This is a genomic window from Xylophilus sp. PBN-3R, from assembly GCF_057747805.1.
In genome coordinates this window covers 4,382,137-4,395,409 of the sequence record NZ_CM173225.1, presented here as the reverse complement: position 1 = coordinate 4,395,409, position 13,273 = coordinate 4,382,137, and the positions used below count along the sequence as shown (strand labels likewise).

The 13,273-nt window shown below is 69.5% G+C and carries 12 protein-coding genes; 6 read left to right on the top strand and 6 right to left on the bottom strand.

What is annotated here, in order from left to right; translation table 11 throughout:
• Positions 1-190: 190 nt before the first annotated feature.
• Positions 191-520: a hypothetical protein gene (locus tag AC3ANW_RS20940; RefSeq protein WP_488342753.1), complete on the top strand. Its 330-nt coding sequence runs from the start codon at positions 191-193 to the stop codon at positions 518-520.
• Here the strand turns inward: AC3ANW_RS20940 and AC3ANW_RS20935 are convergent.
• Positions 517-1,443, bottom strand: coding sequence for a LysR substrate-binding domain-containing protein (locus AC3ANW_RS20935; RefSeq protein WP_488342752.1), 927 nt, complete (start codon positions 1,441-1,443; stop codon positions 517-519). The two genes, AC3ANW_RS20940 and AC3ANW_RS20935, sit on opposite strands and share 4 nt — an antisense overlap.
• A 77-nt stretch (positions 1,444-1,520) precedes the next feature.
• On the opposite strand from AC3ANW_RS20935, the gene AC3ANW_RS20930 reads away from it, so the two are divergent.
• Together AC3ANW_RS20930 and AC3ANW_RS20925 are read left to right on the top strand one after the other, a co-directional pair.
• Positions 1,521-2,657, top strand: coding sequence for an MFS transporter (locus AC3ANW_RS20930; protein WP_488342751.1), 1,137 nt, complete (start codon positions 1,521-1,523; stop codon positions 2,655-2,657).
• A 117-nt stretch (positions 2,658-2,774) separates the two neighbouring features.
• Entirely contained in the window at positions 2,775-3,965 is a 1,191-nt protein-coding gene (locus AC3ANW_RS20925) for a hypothetical protein (protein ID WP_488342750.1), read from the top strand.
• A gap of 25 nt (positions 3,966-3,990) precedes the next feature.
• Here the strand turns inward: AC3ANW_RS20925 and AC3ANW_RS20920 are convergent, their stop codons facing one another.
• The 5 genes from AC3ANW_RS20920 to AC3ANW_RS20900 form a co-directional block, all read right to left on the bottom strand.
• Entirely contained in the window at positions 3,991-5,598 is a 1,608-nt protein-coding gene (locus AC3ANW_RS20920) for a gamma-glutamyltransferase family protein (protein ID WP_488342749.1), read from the bottom strand.
• Between the two features lie 58 nt (positions 5,599-5,656).
• Positions 5,657-6,658, bottom strand: coding sequence for a Bug family tripartite tricarboxylate transporter substrate binding protein (locus AC3ANW_RS20915; protein WP_488342748.1), 1,002 nt, complete (start codon positions 6,656-6,658; stop codon positions 5,657-5,659).
• A 64-nt stretch (positions 6,659-6,722) separates the two neighbouring features.
• A complete protein-coding gene (locus AC3ANW_RS20910; protein ID WP_488342747.1) occupies positions 6,723-7,658 on the bottom strand; it encodes a pseudouridine synthase in 936 nt (311 codons plus the stop codon).
• 12 nt (positions 7,659-7,670) lie between these two features.
• Positions 7,671-8,495 (bottom strand): oxygen-dependent tRNA uridine(34) hydroxylase TrhO, encoded by an 825-nt coding sequence (gene trhO, locus AC3ANW_RS20905; RefSeq protein ID WP_488342746.1) that lies wholly within the window; start codon positions 8,493-8,495, stop codon positions 7,671-7,673.
• A 25-nt stretch (positions 8,496-8,520) separates the two neighbouring features.
• Positions 8,521-9,162 carry a glutathione S-transferase gene (locus AC3ANW_RS20900; protein ID WP_488342745.1) on the bottom strand — a complete coding sequence of 214 codons (642 nt, stop codon included), beginning with the start codon at positions 9,160-9,162 and terminating at the stop codon, positions 8,521-8,523.
• A gap of 57 nt (positions 9,163-9,219) precedes the next feature.
• Between AC3ANW_RS20900 and AC3ANW_RS20895 the strand changes: the two genes are divergently transcribed.
• The 3 genes from AC3ANW_RS20895 to AC3ANW_RS20885 all read left to right on the top strand — a co-directional run bounded on the left by AC3ANW_RS20895 (position 9,220) and on the right by AC3ANW_RS20885 (position 13,243).
• Positions 9,220-10,854 carry a sulfatase-like hydrolase/transferase gene (locus tag AC3ANW_RS20895; RefSeq protein ID WP_488342744.1) on the top strand — a complete coding sequence of 545 codons (1,635 nt, stop codon included), beginning with the start codon at positions 9,220-9,222 and terminating at the stop codon, positions 10,852-10,854.
• A gap of 137 nt (positions 10,855-10,991) precedes the next feature.
• Entirely contained in the window at positions 10,992-12,320 is a 1,329-nt protein-coding gene (locus AC3ANW_RS20890) for an AAA family ATPase (RefSeq protein ID WP_488342743.1), read from the top strand.
• The gene (locus tag AC3ANW_RS20885; RefSeq protein ID WP_488342742.1) at positions 12,317-13,243 is read left to right on the top strand and encodes an HNH endonuclease family protein; all 927 of its coding nucleotides are present in this window, start codon (positions 12,317-12,319) and stop codon (positions 13,241-13,243) included. The genes AC3ANW_RS20890 and AC3ANW_RS20885 overlap by 4 nt, the downstream gene beginning before the upstream one ends.
• Positions 13,244-13,273 lie beyond the last annotated feature (30 nt).

Below are 13,273 nucleotides of genomic sequence, written 5' to 3'. Positions count from 1 at the left end.
CACCGATGACCGTTGGGTTGCGGCTTTTTCCTGTTCGAACCGTTTTAGGCGGCTCGGATGGGAGGGCTCGCGCCCTGCCGGAACTCGCAAGACACACGGTACGCCAACCCGTTCGAGCCGCCGCCACTTCCCCCTTAGAAGTGACGGCGGTCTTCCCTCTCGGAACCCGTCGAACGATCAGGAGACCGGCATGAAAAAGCAGCGCCCCGTCAAGGCTTTCCCCGCACTGGATATCGCCTCTCTCCCTGGCCTCACCGCCGCCAACGTCGCCCACGCCTGCGGCCTGTTGCGCGAGGTCGGCTCCCTCGCCGCACTCGCCTTGGACGTCTCCCGCCAGCTGCTCCCCGCCGACCAGGAAACCGAAGACCTGCAGACCCGCGTCAACCTGCTCCAGCGCCTGCTCGACCGCATCGGCTGGGTGGCCGACGTGGGCCTGCGCGAACTGGGCGAACCCAGCTCCTTCGCCCGCGCCGAAGACTGGTTGCTGGCGGATGCCGCCGTGTCCCGTGCCGCTGCCTAACCCTGCCGCACCAGCCACTCCGCAAACACCAGCGCCTCCGCGCCCGCCCCCGGCGCCAGTCCGTAGTAGTTGCCGTCCAGCGGCACCCGGATCTCCGGCAGCACGGCCGCCAGCCGGCCGGACGCCAGGTCGTGCCGCACCAGCGATACGGGCGCGACCACCAGCCCCAGCCCGTCGACCGCCGCCTGCAGCACCAGATGGTGGTGGTCGAACATCAGCCGCCCCGCGGGTTTCAGCCGCGCCACGCCGGCCTGGCGTTGCCAGTCGTCCCAGTCGCCGTTCCGCGTGCGGGCCGACATCAGCACATGGCTTGTCAGCGCACGGGGTGTCGTCACCGGGTGTTCGGCCAGCAGGGCCGGTGCGCCGACCAGCAGGGCTTCGTCGGTCATGAAGGGCTGCACCTGGATGGACGGCGGCCAGCCCTGCAGGCCGCGCCGAATGGCGATGTCGAAGCTGTCGACGGCGTTGGCGGGCTGGGCGGTGCTGGTTTCCACCCTCGGTTCGATGCCGGGGTGCTGCGCCACGAAGTCCGGCAGGCGCGGTATCAGCCAGCGCACCGCGAACGACGGGCGCACGTTGATGCGCACCGCACGCGGGGCGGTGGCCTGTTTCAGCGATGCGGCGGCGTTCGCGATCTGCGCCAGCGCGGCGGCGGCTTCGCTGAAAAAAGCCTGGCCGGCGGGCGTCAGCGTCACTTGGCGGACACGGCGTTCGAACAGCGCCTGGCCCAGGTGGGTTTCCAGGCTTTTCACCTGCCGGCTGATGGCGCTGTGGGTGACGTGCAGTTCGATGGCCGCACGGGTGAAGCTCTGGTGCCGGGCGGCGGCCACGAATGCACGCACGGCGTTGAGCGGCGGCAGGCGGTCCGCCGGGGCGGAAGCGTCGGCCGGGCCGGTTCCGGCTTGATCTGGACTCACGGGCATGTGTGCGATTTTTGCACGCGTGGGCGGTGGTTAATGTCGTTTGTCAGGCGGGTCGGTGGCGGCGCACCATCGGCCGGATGTCTCTTGCCACCGCCGACCGCGATTCCCGCAATGCCGCCCTGTCACTCGGCACCACGCTGCCCTGCGACGTCGTGCTGTATTTGTTGCTGCCGATGTTCAGCGACGACTTCGGTGTGACGCTGCCGCAGGTCGGCCTGCTGCTGGCCGCCAACCGGCTGGTGCGCATCGCCGGCTACGGCTGGGTGGTGCGTTTCTACGGCCGGCACGGCGACCGGGCGACCTGCCTGCTGGCGGTGGCGGCTTCGGCGGTCTGTGCGCTGGGTTACGCCACGCTGTCCGGTTTCTGGGCGCTGCTGCCCTTGCGGCTGCTGTGGGGTTTGTGTTTTGCGGCGCTCAACCTGGTGACGCAGGCGCTGTCGACTTCGCTGCCCCAGGGCGCGGCGGCAAGGGCGGGGCGGTCACGCGCCTACATCGCCGCCGGGCCGCTGCTGGCCTTGCCGGCGGGCGCCTTGCTGGCGCAGCTGTGGGGGCCGCGGGCCATTTTCTGGGTGCTGGTGGTCGTGGCCTTGAGCGGACTGGCGGCAGCGCGCCGGCTGCCGCGCACGGTGGAAGCGGCGCCGCCTGCCGCGCGGCGCCGGCTGCGCCTGCCGGGCGCGCTGGACACCTGGTCGTTCCTCGAGGGTTTCACGCTCGACGGGTTGTTCATCATCGGCCTGACCTACCTCGGCAAGGACCTGATGCCGGGCGGCGCGGTGCTGGCCGCCGGCCTGCTGCTGGCCCTGCGCTACGGCGCCGAAATCGTGCTGAGCCCGGTGGGCGGCCACATGGCCGACCGTTTCGGGGCGGAGCGGTTGCTGGTGTGGATGTCGCTGCTGACATCGGTGGCGCTGCTGGGTTTCGGTGCGGGGCTGCTGTGGAGTTGCGCCGTCTGCATCGTGGTGCTGCGGGCGCTGCAGTTGCCGCTGGTGCCGCCCATCGTGGCGCGGCGATACCCCGGGCCGGCGCGGGTTCAGGCGCTGGCGGCGCGGTCGATCTGGCGCGACATCGGCGCGGGCACCGGGCCGCTGGTGGCGGGTGTCGCCTTGCCGGTGCTGTCTTCGGCCTGGCTCTACGGCGTGGCGGCGCTGCTGCTGGGGCTGGCGGCGCTGGCCTGCGGGCGCGAGGCACGGCTGGTCCACGCAGAGTCGAAATAAGGACGCGTGTCCAGCGCTTGACCCCCGCGCCGGGCCGGGCTTTTTGTCGCCTGTGTGTGTCGCCTTAAGATGCCTGCTCCAGCATCTTGTGACTGTCCCAGGAAAGCGATCCTTCCCTTGGTTTCATCGGGCACCGTGCGTCGCCGGCACGTCTTCTACGTCAGTGGTTTCGACCCCAACGGGCCGTCGAGGTATCACCGGTTGTACGTGGACGGCGCACGGCAGCAGTCGGCCTGGGGCGACGCTTCGGTCGACGTCGGGCCGCGCAAACGGGTCCAGGGCGATCCCGAGACCATGGCCTGGAAGGTCGACTACCGGCCGGCGCCGCATGCCGGCGAACCGGTCCAGACCGACTACGCCTTCCCCCGCTGGGACGCCATCATTCGCGCCTATTGGTGGCCGGGCCACTGGCTGCAGATAAAGGACCTCTTGGCGACGTCGTGGCAGTACCTGGTCAGCGGCGCCTTCCGCAAGATCTACGGCCAGGGCTGGGCGCCCTTCATCACCCTGTTCGCGCCTTTCATGTTGCTGGTGCTGATGCTGCCCGGCGCGGCTGCGTTGCTGGCGGCGGTCGGCGCATCGGTGCAGGCCTGGCGCTCCGGCAGCCCGCTGGTACTGCCCGTGGCGACCACCGCGCTGCTGACGGTCGCGGCACTGGTCTGGGCCTATTGGGCGCGGCGTTACTGGCACACCCAGTGGGTGCTGCGCAGTTATGCGTTCGTCGGGCGCATGGGCCGCAGCCCAGTACCGGAGCTGGAAGCCCGGCTCGATGCCATGGCAGCCAGCCTGGTACGCCGGGTGCAGCAGAACCGCGACGACGAGGTGCTGGTGGTCGGCCACAGCCTGGGCACCATCATGGCGGCGTCGGTGCTGGCCCGCGCCCTGCGGCTGGACCCGCAACTGGCGCAGCACGGGCCGGCGCTGGGCCTGCTGACGCTGGGCCATTGCCTGCCGCTGATGTCCAACCTGCCGTCGGCCCGGGGGTTCCGCGACGAACTGGCGGCGCTGGCGCAGTGCGAAGGGCTGTGCTGGGTGGACTTTTCCGATCCGCTGGACGACTACGCATTCCCGGGTGTCGACCCCTTCGACGCCGCCGGCCTGACGGTTCCCCGGGCCGGCCATCCGCAGATGCGCAGCCCCGGTTTCGCCGCCATGATGGCGCCAGGCCCGCGCCAGGTGCCTCGCATGAACCTGCACCAGATCCACCAGCAATACCTGTGGGCCAGCCCGCTGCCGCAGGCCTACGACTACTTCGCGATGACCGCCGGGCCGCTGACCCTGGCGGCGAGGTTCGGCGCGGCCGGCTGACCTGGCGCAAGGCCGGCGGCGGAATTCAGCAGCCCACCGCCTGCCCGTCCCGCCGGTGGTCCGAACCGGCCACGTAGCTGACCGGTTCGCCTTCGGCCCGGTCCAGCCGGCGGATCAGCTGGGCGCTGCCGAAGTCCAGGCTGTCGGTCGGCGCGATCTCGGGCTGGTGGCCCATGGCGCGCAGGCCTTCGACCACGGCGGCCGGCACCGTGTGTTCCAGCGTCAGCGCACCGACGTCGTTGATGCGCCAGCGCGGCGCGTCGGAACAGGCCTGCGGGTTGAGGTCGTCGACCGACTCGCGCACCGTCATCTGCAGATGCCCTTGCGCCTGCATGTTGCCGCCCATCACACCGAAGGCCATGTGCGGTTTGCCATTGCGGGTCATGAAGGCCGGGATGATGCTGTGCATCGGCCGTTTGCCGCCCGCCACCTGGTTGGGATGGCCGGCGGTGGTGACGAAACCCATGCCGCGGTTGTGCAGCGCGATGCCGGTGCCGGGCACCACCACACCCGATCCGAAACCCTTGAAGTTGCTCTGGATGAACGACACCATGCGGCCCTGCGCATCGGCCGCGCACAGGTAGACGGTGCCGCCGCTGGCCGGCTGGCCCGCGGGATAGGCGCCGGGTCTTGTGGGGTCGATTCCGCGGGCGCGTTCGCGCAGGTAGGCCTTGTCGAGCAGCTGGGCCGCGGTCACCTGCATGTGCGCGGGGTCGGCCACGTGGGCATACAGGTCGGAGAAAGCCATCCGCATGGCTTCGATTTCCAGGTGCATGCGTGCGGCAGAGCCCGGTTTGGCTTCGCGATACGGCAGGTTTTCCAGCAGGCCGAGCGCCATCAAGGCGGCCAGGCCCTGGCCGTTGGGCGGGATCTCGTGCACCGTGCGGTCGCCGAAATCCATCGAGATGGGTTCGACCCATTCGACCTGGTGGGCGGCCAGGTCTTCCAGCGACAGGCCGGCGCCGTGGGCCTCGGCGAAGTCGGCCATGGACTGCGCCAGCCGGCCCTTGTAGAACGAATCGGTGCGGCTGCGGGCGATGTCCTGCAGGGTGTCGGCCTGGTCGCCGAAACGCCAGGTTTCGCCGACGGTGGGTGCGCGGCCCCTGGGCATGAAAGCGCTGAAACCGGGGTGGCTGCCCAGCTCGACGGCCGCCAGTCGCCACTGCCGCGCGATGACCGGGCTGACCGGGAAACCGTCGCGCGCATGGCGGATGGCATCGGTGAAAAGGTCTTCGAAAGGCAGCGCGCCGAAGCGTTCCGACAGCGCCAGCCAGGCGGCCACGCCGCCGGGTGTGGTGACGGTGTCCCAGCCGTTGCGCGGCATCTGGTGCAGACCGGCGAACTTGCGGGTGAAGCTGTCTTCGCCCCAGGCTTTCGGCGCGCGGCCGGAGGCGTTGAGGCCGTGCAGTTCGTCTCCGTCCCACACCAGCGCGAAGGCGTCGCCGCCGATGCCGTTCATGGTGGGTTCGACCACCGTCAGGCAGATGGCCGCGGCCAGCGCTGCGTCGATGGCGTTGCCGCCCCTGGCGAACGCTGCGGCACCGGCCTGCGATGCCAGCGGTTGCGAGGTCGATACCAGGTTGCGGGCCAGCACCGGCTGACGGCCGGAGGGGTAGGGCAGGTTCCAGTGCATGTCTGTGTCTCTTCGCGGCTATTTTTTGCAGGTCCGGATCTTAGGGGCCTGCGTGGCATCACAGCGTGACGCCGGCGGCCTTGATGACCTTGTCCCAGCGGGCCTTGTCGGACGCCACCAGCGGGGCCAGCCTGGCGCCGTCGCCGGGGGTGACGATGTAGCCCTTCTGCACCAGGCTTTCGACGGTGGCCGGGTCTTTCAGGATCTCGGCGACGGTGCGGGCCAGCAGCGCGACGGCTTCGGGCGGCGTGCCCTTGGGCATGTACAGGCCGAACCAGTTGTCGGCCTCGTAACCGGGCATGCCGGCCTGGCCCACGGTGGGCAGGTCGGGCAGGGACGGCACCCGGCTCGACGATGCCACGGCCAGTGCCCGCACCTTGCCGGCGCGCACCAGCGGGGTCGATGCGGCCACGCTGTCGAACATGAAGGACACCGCGCCCGACAGCAGGTCGGTGACGGCCAGCGAGCTGCCCTTGTAGGCGATGTGGGTGGCCTTCACGCCCAGGTTGTTGCACAGCAGTTCGGATTCGAGGTGCGACAGCGTGCCGGTGCCCTGCGACGCGAAGTTGACGTCGCCGCTTTTCGCCTTCAGCCAGGCGACGAATTCGGGCATCGTTTTCGCCGGCACATCGTTGTTGACGATCAGCATGTGCGGCGCGTTGCTGATCAGGCTGACCGGAACGAAGTCGCGGGCCAGGTCGGCTTTGGCGTTGGGGTACAGGGTGCTGGCGATGGCCTGGGTGGTGACGGCGCTGATGAGCGCGTTGTAGCCGTCCGGTGCGGCCCGGGCGGCCACTTCCAGGCCCAGGGTGCTGCCGGCGCCGGGGCGGTTGTCGATGACGACCGTCTGGCCGAGCCTGTCGGAAAGTTTCTGGCCGATGAGCCGCGCCAGGATGTCGGTGGCGCCGGCCGGCGGGTAGCCGACGGTGATCTTGATGGGATGCGCGGGGTAGGCCTGGGCGAAGGCGCTGTGGCCGGTGAGGGAAAGGCTCAGGCCGGTGCCGCCGAAAAGGGCTGCGGCGAGGGTCTGGCGGCGGGTCGGGTTCAGGGTGCGGATCACGGGGGGCCTTCGAAAGAATGCAGAACCCGGGAAGCGGTGCGAGAAGCGTGCCAGCGGTGCCTGGTCAGGGCGGCAGCGACAGGCGGCGTTGGCTGACGAAAAGCCTGTGCCGCCCGTTCAGCGGATCGACGAATCCGAATTCGCGCGACAGCAGCTGCAGCGGCTGCGAATAGTCGGGCGGTGCACCCGGTGCCGGCTCGGGCTGCAGCCGCGGATATACCCGGTCGCCGACGATGGGCACGCCCAGGGCGCTCATGTGGGCGCGCAGCTGGTGCTTGCGGCCGGTCAGCGGCGTGAGCCGGTAATGGGCCAGGTCGGCATCCGCCGTGCCGATCCTGCCGATCAGGTCGATGCGGGTCTCGGCGTTGGGCTCGCCCGGCACCGCCTGCATCTGCATGAAGTTGTGGCCGGCCGGCTCTTCGAGGCGGCTGCGGTAGACCGTCGGCAATGCCAGGTCGGCAGACCACGGCGCGATCGCTTCGTACACCTTGTGGACCTGCCGGTCGCGCAGCAGCGAATGGTAGGCATGGCGGTCGGCAGGTCGCACCACGAAGGCCAGCACGCCGGCGGTGTCGCGGTCCAGCCTGTGCATCGGCACCAGGGTGTCGATGCGCAGTTGTTGTTTGAGGCGCACCAGCACGGTTTCATGCAGGTGGCGGCCACCGGGCTGGGTCGAAAGAAAGTGCGGCTTGTCGACCACCACCAGGTGTTCGTCCTGGTGCAGCAGTTCGACCTCGAACGGCACCCGGGTTTCGGGCGGCGGGTTGCGCCAGTACCAGAGCACCATGCCCTGCGCGCAGGCGGTGTCGGCCTGCACCGTGTGGCCGTGGGTGTCGTGCACTTCGCCGGCCGCCAGCCGTGCTGGCCAGTCGTGGATATGCGGAAATCGCGCCAGCAGAAACGGCAGCACGGTGGGGAAGGGGCCGGCCTGCACCGACACCCGGCTGGCGCTGACGCCTTCGCGCAGGGGAGGGGTCCACGCAGCTGCGGGGCGGGCCACGGTGCGCCGCCTTCAGGTGCCGGAATCCTCGAGCCGGCGGGCGCGTTGCAGGCGCCAGGCTTCGTCGGGATGGGCCGGGTCGTAGACCTGTTCGGCGGTGGTGGGCGTTTCCTGCAATTGCGTGTCGAGGGCGATGCGGTTGTCGAACACGAAACACTCCCCGGACCATTCAAGCCCGGCGTCGGGCAGGCTCTGGAAGTAGTTGAGGATGCCGCCCTCGAGCTGCTTCACGTCCAGCCCCAGGCTGCGCAGCCACGGCGCGGTCTTGTCGCAGCGGATGCCTCCGGTGCAATACATGGCCACCGGCCGGCCGGCCTCACGCCAGGCGGGTGCCTGCTCCTGCACATAGGCGACGAAGTCCCGGAAGTTGTGTACGCCGGGGTCGACCGCACCCTTGAAATGGCCGAGGCGATATTCGAAATGGTTGCGGTTGTCGAGCAGCACCACGTCCTGCCGCGCCAGCAGTTCGCGCCAGGCTTGCGGCGAAAGATGGCTGGCGTCGTGTTCGTCCGGCGGGCCGGCCTCGGCGTCGCCGGGAAAGCCCAGCGCCACGATCTCGGGTTTGACGCCCACCTTCAGCCGGCCGAAGGGTTCGGTGATGCAGGCGCTGCGTTTGAAGGCCATGCCGCGCAGGGCGCCGCCCAGCACCGCGTCGGTCTGCAGGGCGGCCTGGAACACATCCACCGCCGCGGCATCGCCCGCCACCGTGCCGCTGACGCCTTCGTGTGCGACCACGATGCTGCCGCGCAGGCCGCGGGCCAGGGCGCGCAGGGTGTCGGCCGCGGCGGTCGGGTCGGCCAGCGGCACGAAACGATAGAAGGAGCTGTGTTGCTGCATCGCCGGGATTTTCGCCGCTGACCGGTCAGAAGACCAGTTCGGAGTCGCCGGCCTGCCAGGCGTCGTACTTGTGCATGACCGAATCGAACAGCGGCGTGGCGGTGAGCTGGTGTTTCCAGTCGCGCAGCCGGGGCAGCGCGCAGCGGTCGAACCAGGCTTCGTCCACGCCGGCGAACTGGCGCACGAAGGGCAGCAGCGCCATGTCGGCCAGCGAGGGTGTGTCGCGCAGCAGGAAACGCCTGCGCGACAGCCGGGTTTCGAGCTGCGACAACAGTTGTTCGACGGCCTGGTCGCGCCACGCCTCGGCGGTTTTTTCGGGATGGCGGGAGGCGTATTTGTAGCGGTCGAGCGACTGCTTGAAAGGACCGTCGTTGAGATCGATCAGCGCCTGCACTTCGGCCTGTTCGTCGTCGCGACACCAGCCCTGCGGATCGTGCAGCGCAAGGGCCCAACGCATGATGTCGATGCTTTGTTCCAGCACCGCGCCGTCCGGCAGCTGCAGCACCGGCACGGTGGCCTTGGGTGATACGGCGATCAGTTCTGCGGGCTTGTCGCGCAGCACCACCTCGCGCAGTGCGACCGCGACGCCCGATGCCCTGACGGCCAGCCGCGCCCGCATGGCATAGGGGCAGCGGCGGAAGGAATACAGAACGGGTAGCGGGTTCATCGGGGCCGGATTTTGAACCATGGGGTCAATCGCCGTCCTGCCAGAATCCGGCCGCCCATGAACCATCGACTCCAATTTCTGCCGCCCGGCCCGCAGCGCAGGACCTTGCTGGCCTGCGCCGCTGTCGCCGCCTCGGTGCTGACGCTGGTCGCCCTCGGCCACGACGGCCGGCGCATCGTCCAACTGATGGCCCTGGCCCTGCCGCCGCTGGCCTGGCTGGCCTGGCCGGTGCGCAGCGCCGGCGTGCACCGGCTGCGCACGGTGACGGTGTGGCTGTGGTCGATGGCCTTCGTGGTCGACGGGGCCGCCCGCGCCTATCTGCTGGACGCCTATCAGGCCGCACCCGACAGCTCGCTGGTGATGTCGGCCACGGCCAATACCAATCCGCGCGAAAGTACCGAATACCTGTCGATGCACTGGCGGGTGGTATTGCTCTGGCTGGCCGCCGTGGTGGGTGCCGGCGCGATGGCGGCGCGATTCGCGGCACGGGGCGCGCGGCAGCCGGCTGCCTGGTCGCGCGGGTGGGTGGCGGCACTGTGCGTACTGATGCTGCTGAGCAGCGTGGCCTATGTCAGCAAGTCGGCGCGGCGGCTGCATCCGGCGATCTTCTGGTCGGGCTGGAGCCGCCAGATCGACACCCTGCGCGCTGGCTGGGCCGACCAGCAGTTGCAGCGCAGTGCCGCGATGGAACGTGCACGCGCGGTGCATCCGCTCATCACCCAGGACGGGCCTTCGACACTGGTGCTGGTCATCACCGACAGCGTCAACCGCGACAACATGAGCCTGTACGGCTACCAGCGCGCCACCACACCCCAGCTGGTGGCGCACCGTGCACAACTGGGCGACGACCTGCTGGTGTTGCGCAACGCCTGGTCGGTGGACGCCAGCACCCTGCCGTCGCTGCGCAACATGTTCGCCTTCGGCGAGCCGGATTCAGGCCGTGCGCAGCACCTGCTGGCCCTGGCGCGGGCAGCGGGCTACAAGACCTGGTGGATGAGCAACCACGACGACGTCGCCATCGAGCAGCAGCATGCGCAGATGGCCGACGTGGTGGAGATGATCAACCGCGTGCCCGGGCGCTCCGGCATGTCGCTGGACGGCGAGCTGCTGGACTGCATCCAGGAAGCCCTGGAAGAGCCGGCCGAACGCAAGCTGATCGTGGTGCACCTGATGGGCGCCCATCCGCACTACAGCCTGCGGTTTCCGGTGGACGCCAACCCCTTCGACGACCAGCCGGACGGCGTGGAGGCGAACCTGCAGCAACAGGGCCGGTCGGCCTGGGTGCGCAAGTTCCGGCAGGAATACGACGCGGCCCTGCTGTACCACGACTCGGTGGTGGCCGAGACGCTGCGGCTGACCCGGCAGATCGGCCGTCCGCAGGATTACCGGGCCTGGATGTACCTGTCCGACCACGGCCAGGAAGTGGGCCACGGCGGCAACCATGCCGGCCACAGTCCCAGCACCGCGTCGGGTTATCGCATCCCCGCGCTGATCTGGCGCAACAGCCCCGCCGAGCCCTATCCGGCAGGCACCGGCCAGCGGCCTTTCCGCGCCGACTGGGCGGCGTGGGCCATGGCCGACCTGCTCAACATCCGCTGGACCGGCGACACCACCGACCGCAATGCCCTGGGAAAAGGCTACCGCTGGGTGGCGCCGGAGTTGCCGGTGAAGGTGGAGTCGTTCGAGGACTGAGACGCCGGACTGGTGGTCGATAGCTCGTTTGCAGACTGAGCAATCTGAATACGGTATGGCGCAAACCGGATCAAACGCCGGCCGGGGGCCGCTCCCGCAGGCACATTGGCCGGTTGTCCACCACCCACAGGCCTCCCATGTTTCTCCGGCGCATCGCATTGCACAACGTCCGCTCGGTGGAAACACTGGCCCTGGACTTCACCGCGGCCGACGGCGCAGCGCGGCGCTGGACGCTGCTGCTGGGCGAGAACGGCTGCGGCAAGAGTTCGGTTCTGCGGTCCATCGCGTTGTTGCTGGCCGGCAGCGAGGCGCTGCCGGACCTGCTGGGCGAACCCGACGCCTGGATACGCAACGGCGCCGCGCAATGCATCATCCAGGGCACTCTGGTGACGGCCAGTGGCGAGACACGCGACATCGTGCTGGTCATCCATCGCGGTGAAGGCATCCGCCAGCTGTTCGACCGCAACCGGGTGTCGCTGGCCGCGCTGGATGCCGCCATCGCCCACGCAGACCGGCAATATTTCACCCTGGGCTACGGTGCCTCCCGGCGCCTGCCGGGTGGCGGCGCGCAGGCCGCCTTCCGCGACCCGCGGGTGCGCTCGGCACGCGCGCAGGGCATGGCCAGCATGTTTTCCACCACCGCGCCGCTGATCTCGCTGGAGCAATGGGCGATCGACCTGGACTGGCGCCGCGGCGAAACCGCCCTGGCGGCGATGCGCAAGGCGCTGGATCTGCTGCTGCCCGGTGTGGCTTTCCTTCGGGTCGACCGCCAGACGCGGCAGATGGTCTTCTCCACGGTCGACGGCGAGGTGCCGCTGGCCGGCCTGTCGGAGGGTTACCAGAGCATGGCGGCCTGGTGCGGCGACCTGCTGTACCGCATCACCGAGGCGTTTCCGGACCGCCGCGACCCCCTGGCCACGCGGGGTGTCCTGCTGGTCGACGAACTCGACCTGCACCTGCATCCGGTGTGGCGGCGCCGGCTGGTGGAATTCCTGTCGGCCACCTTGCCGAATTTCCAGTTCATCGCCACCACCCATTCGGCGCTGACGGCCCAGCAAAGCGGCGTGGGCGAGGTGTTCGTGCTGCGGCGGCAAGGCGAGAAAGGCCGGCCGGCGCTGCAGGCCTTCGTCGGCGAGCCCCGCAAAATGATGCTGCACCAGTTGCTGATGAGTCCGATGTTCGGGCTGGCCTCGATGGACTCGGTGGAAACCGAACAGGCGCGTGACGAGGTGCGTGAACTGCTGGACCGCAAGTCCACGCTCGATCCGGCCGAACAGAAGCGCTTGCGCGCCGGCCGGCAACTGCTGAAGGCCACGCCGCGCTGGGATGCGGTGCCGCACTACGCCAGGGAACAGACCGCGTTGCTGGCATCCATCCGCCAGGCGATGGACCAGGCGGGCCCGGCGCCGGCGGTGTCGGCCCGCAAGCTCCGGGCGACCGCACGGCGGCTGGGAGCGGCCGAATGATCCGGCTGGTCCGCACCCGCCTGCCGCAGCAGCTGGACGGGTTCACCGGCCCGGCGCTGCAGGCCAAGCTGCAACGGTTGATGGCCTATTGGTACGAAGGCGCCGGCACGGTCGATTTCAAACCCAAGGCCCGCCAGCTTTGGCCGCGAGCCAAGGCGCAGCTGAAGGTCGAATCGTCCGGCAAGTGCGCCTATTGCGAAGCCGACACCGCGGTGGTGGCGCATGGTGATGTGGAGCATTTCCGCCCCAAGAGCGGCTATTGGTGGCTGGCCTATTGCTACGACAACTACACCTTCAGCTGCCAGGTGTGCAACCAGGTCTACAAGGGCGACACCTTCGGTCTGGCCGGCTGCAAGCTGGTGTCGCCGCCGCTGCCGGCAACGCTGCCGGGCGAACCCGGCGAACGCGCCCGGCTGGCCGCGGCGCTCTGTCCCGACCCGGCCACCTCGAACGAGGCAGCGCTGGTGCGCTGGCTGGCGGCCGAGCGGGCCGATCTGCCCGACCCCTACCTGGACGAACCCGAACGGCTTTTTGCCTGGAAGGTGATCGGCGAAACCCAGGAGGTCTGGCTGGTCGCCCGTGGCAGTTCCATGCGGGCCCGGCGTGCGGTGAAGGCGGCCGAATCCGTGCTGGGCCTGAACCGCACCGAATTGCTCCGCCTGCGCTGGAACGACTACGACGAGCTGGAAACCCTGGCGCTGGCGCTGCAGGAAGGCCGGTTCAGCGATGCCGACAAACTCAAGTTGCTGACCCGCCTGCGCCGCCACGCCGGCAGCGACCGCCCGTTCGCGGGCATGCGCCGGTTCTTCATGCGCGCCTGGGGATTGCTGGAGCCCGACGTCTCCGGCCTGGTGGCTGGTACTGGATCTGCCGCCGTTGTCCGCCGATCGGCTGGTCGGGCCAGGCCGGTCGCGCGGTCTTGAAGCTGCCGTCCTAAAGGGCGGCTTTTCAGG

Bases quoted from the DNA above. Each gene is read 5' to 3' on its own strand.
- AC3ANW_RS20935 (WP_488342752.1), bottom strand. From the start codon at position 1,443: ATGCCCGTGAGTCCAGATCAAGCCGGAACCGGCCCGGCCGACGCTTCC.
- AC3ANW_RS20890 (WP_488342743.1), top strand. From the start codon at position 10,992: ATGTTTCTCCGGCGCATCGCATTGCACAACGTCCGCTCGGTGGAAACA.
- trhO (WP_488342746.1), bottom strand. From the start codon at position 8,495: ATGCAGCAACACAGCTCCTTCTATCGTTTCGTGCCGCTGGCCGACCCG.
- AC3ANW_RS20885 (WP_488342742.1), top strand. From the start codon at position 12,317: ATGATCCGGCTGGTCCGCACCCGCCTGCCGCAGCAGCTGGACGGGTTC.
- AC3ANW_RS20895 (WP_488342744.1), top strand. From the start codon at position 9,220: ATGAACCATCGACTCCAATTTCTGCCGCCCGGCCCGCAGCGCAGGACC.
- AC3ANW_RS20920 (WP_488342749.1), bottom strand. From the start codon at position 5,598: ATGCACTGGAACCTGCCCTACCCCTCCGGCCGTCAGCCGGTGCTGGCC.
- AC3ANW_RS20930 (WP_488342751.1), top strand. From the start codon at position 1,521: ATGTCTCTTGCCACCGCCGACCGCGATTCCCGCAATGCCGCCCTGTCA.
- AC3ANW_RS20940 (WP_488342753.1), top strand. From the start codon at position 191: ATGAAAAAGCAGCGCCCCGTCAAGGCTTTCCCCGCACTGGATATCGCC.
- AC3ANW_RS20900 (WP_488342745.1), bottom strand. From the start codon at position 9,162: ATGAACCCGCTACCCGTTCTGTATTCCTTCCGCCGCTGCCCCTATGCC.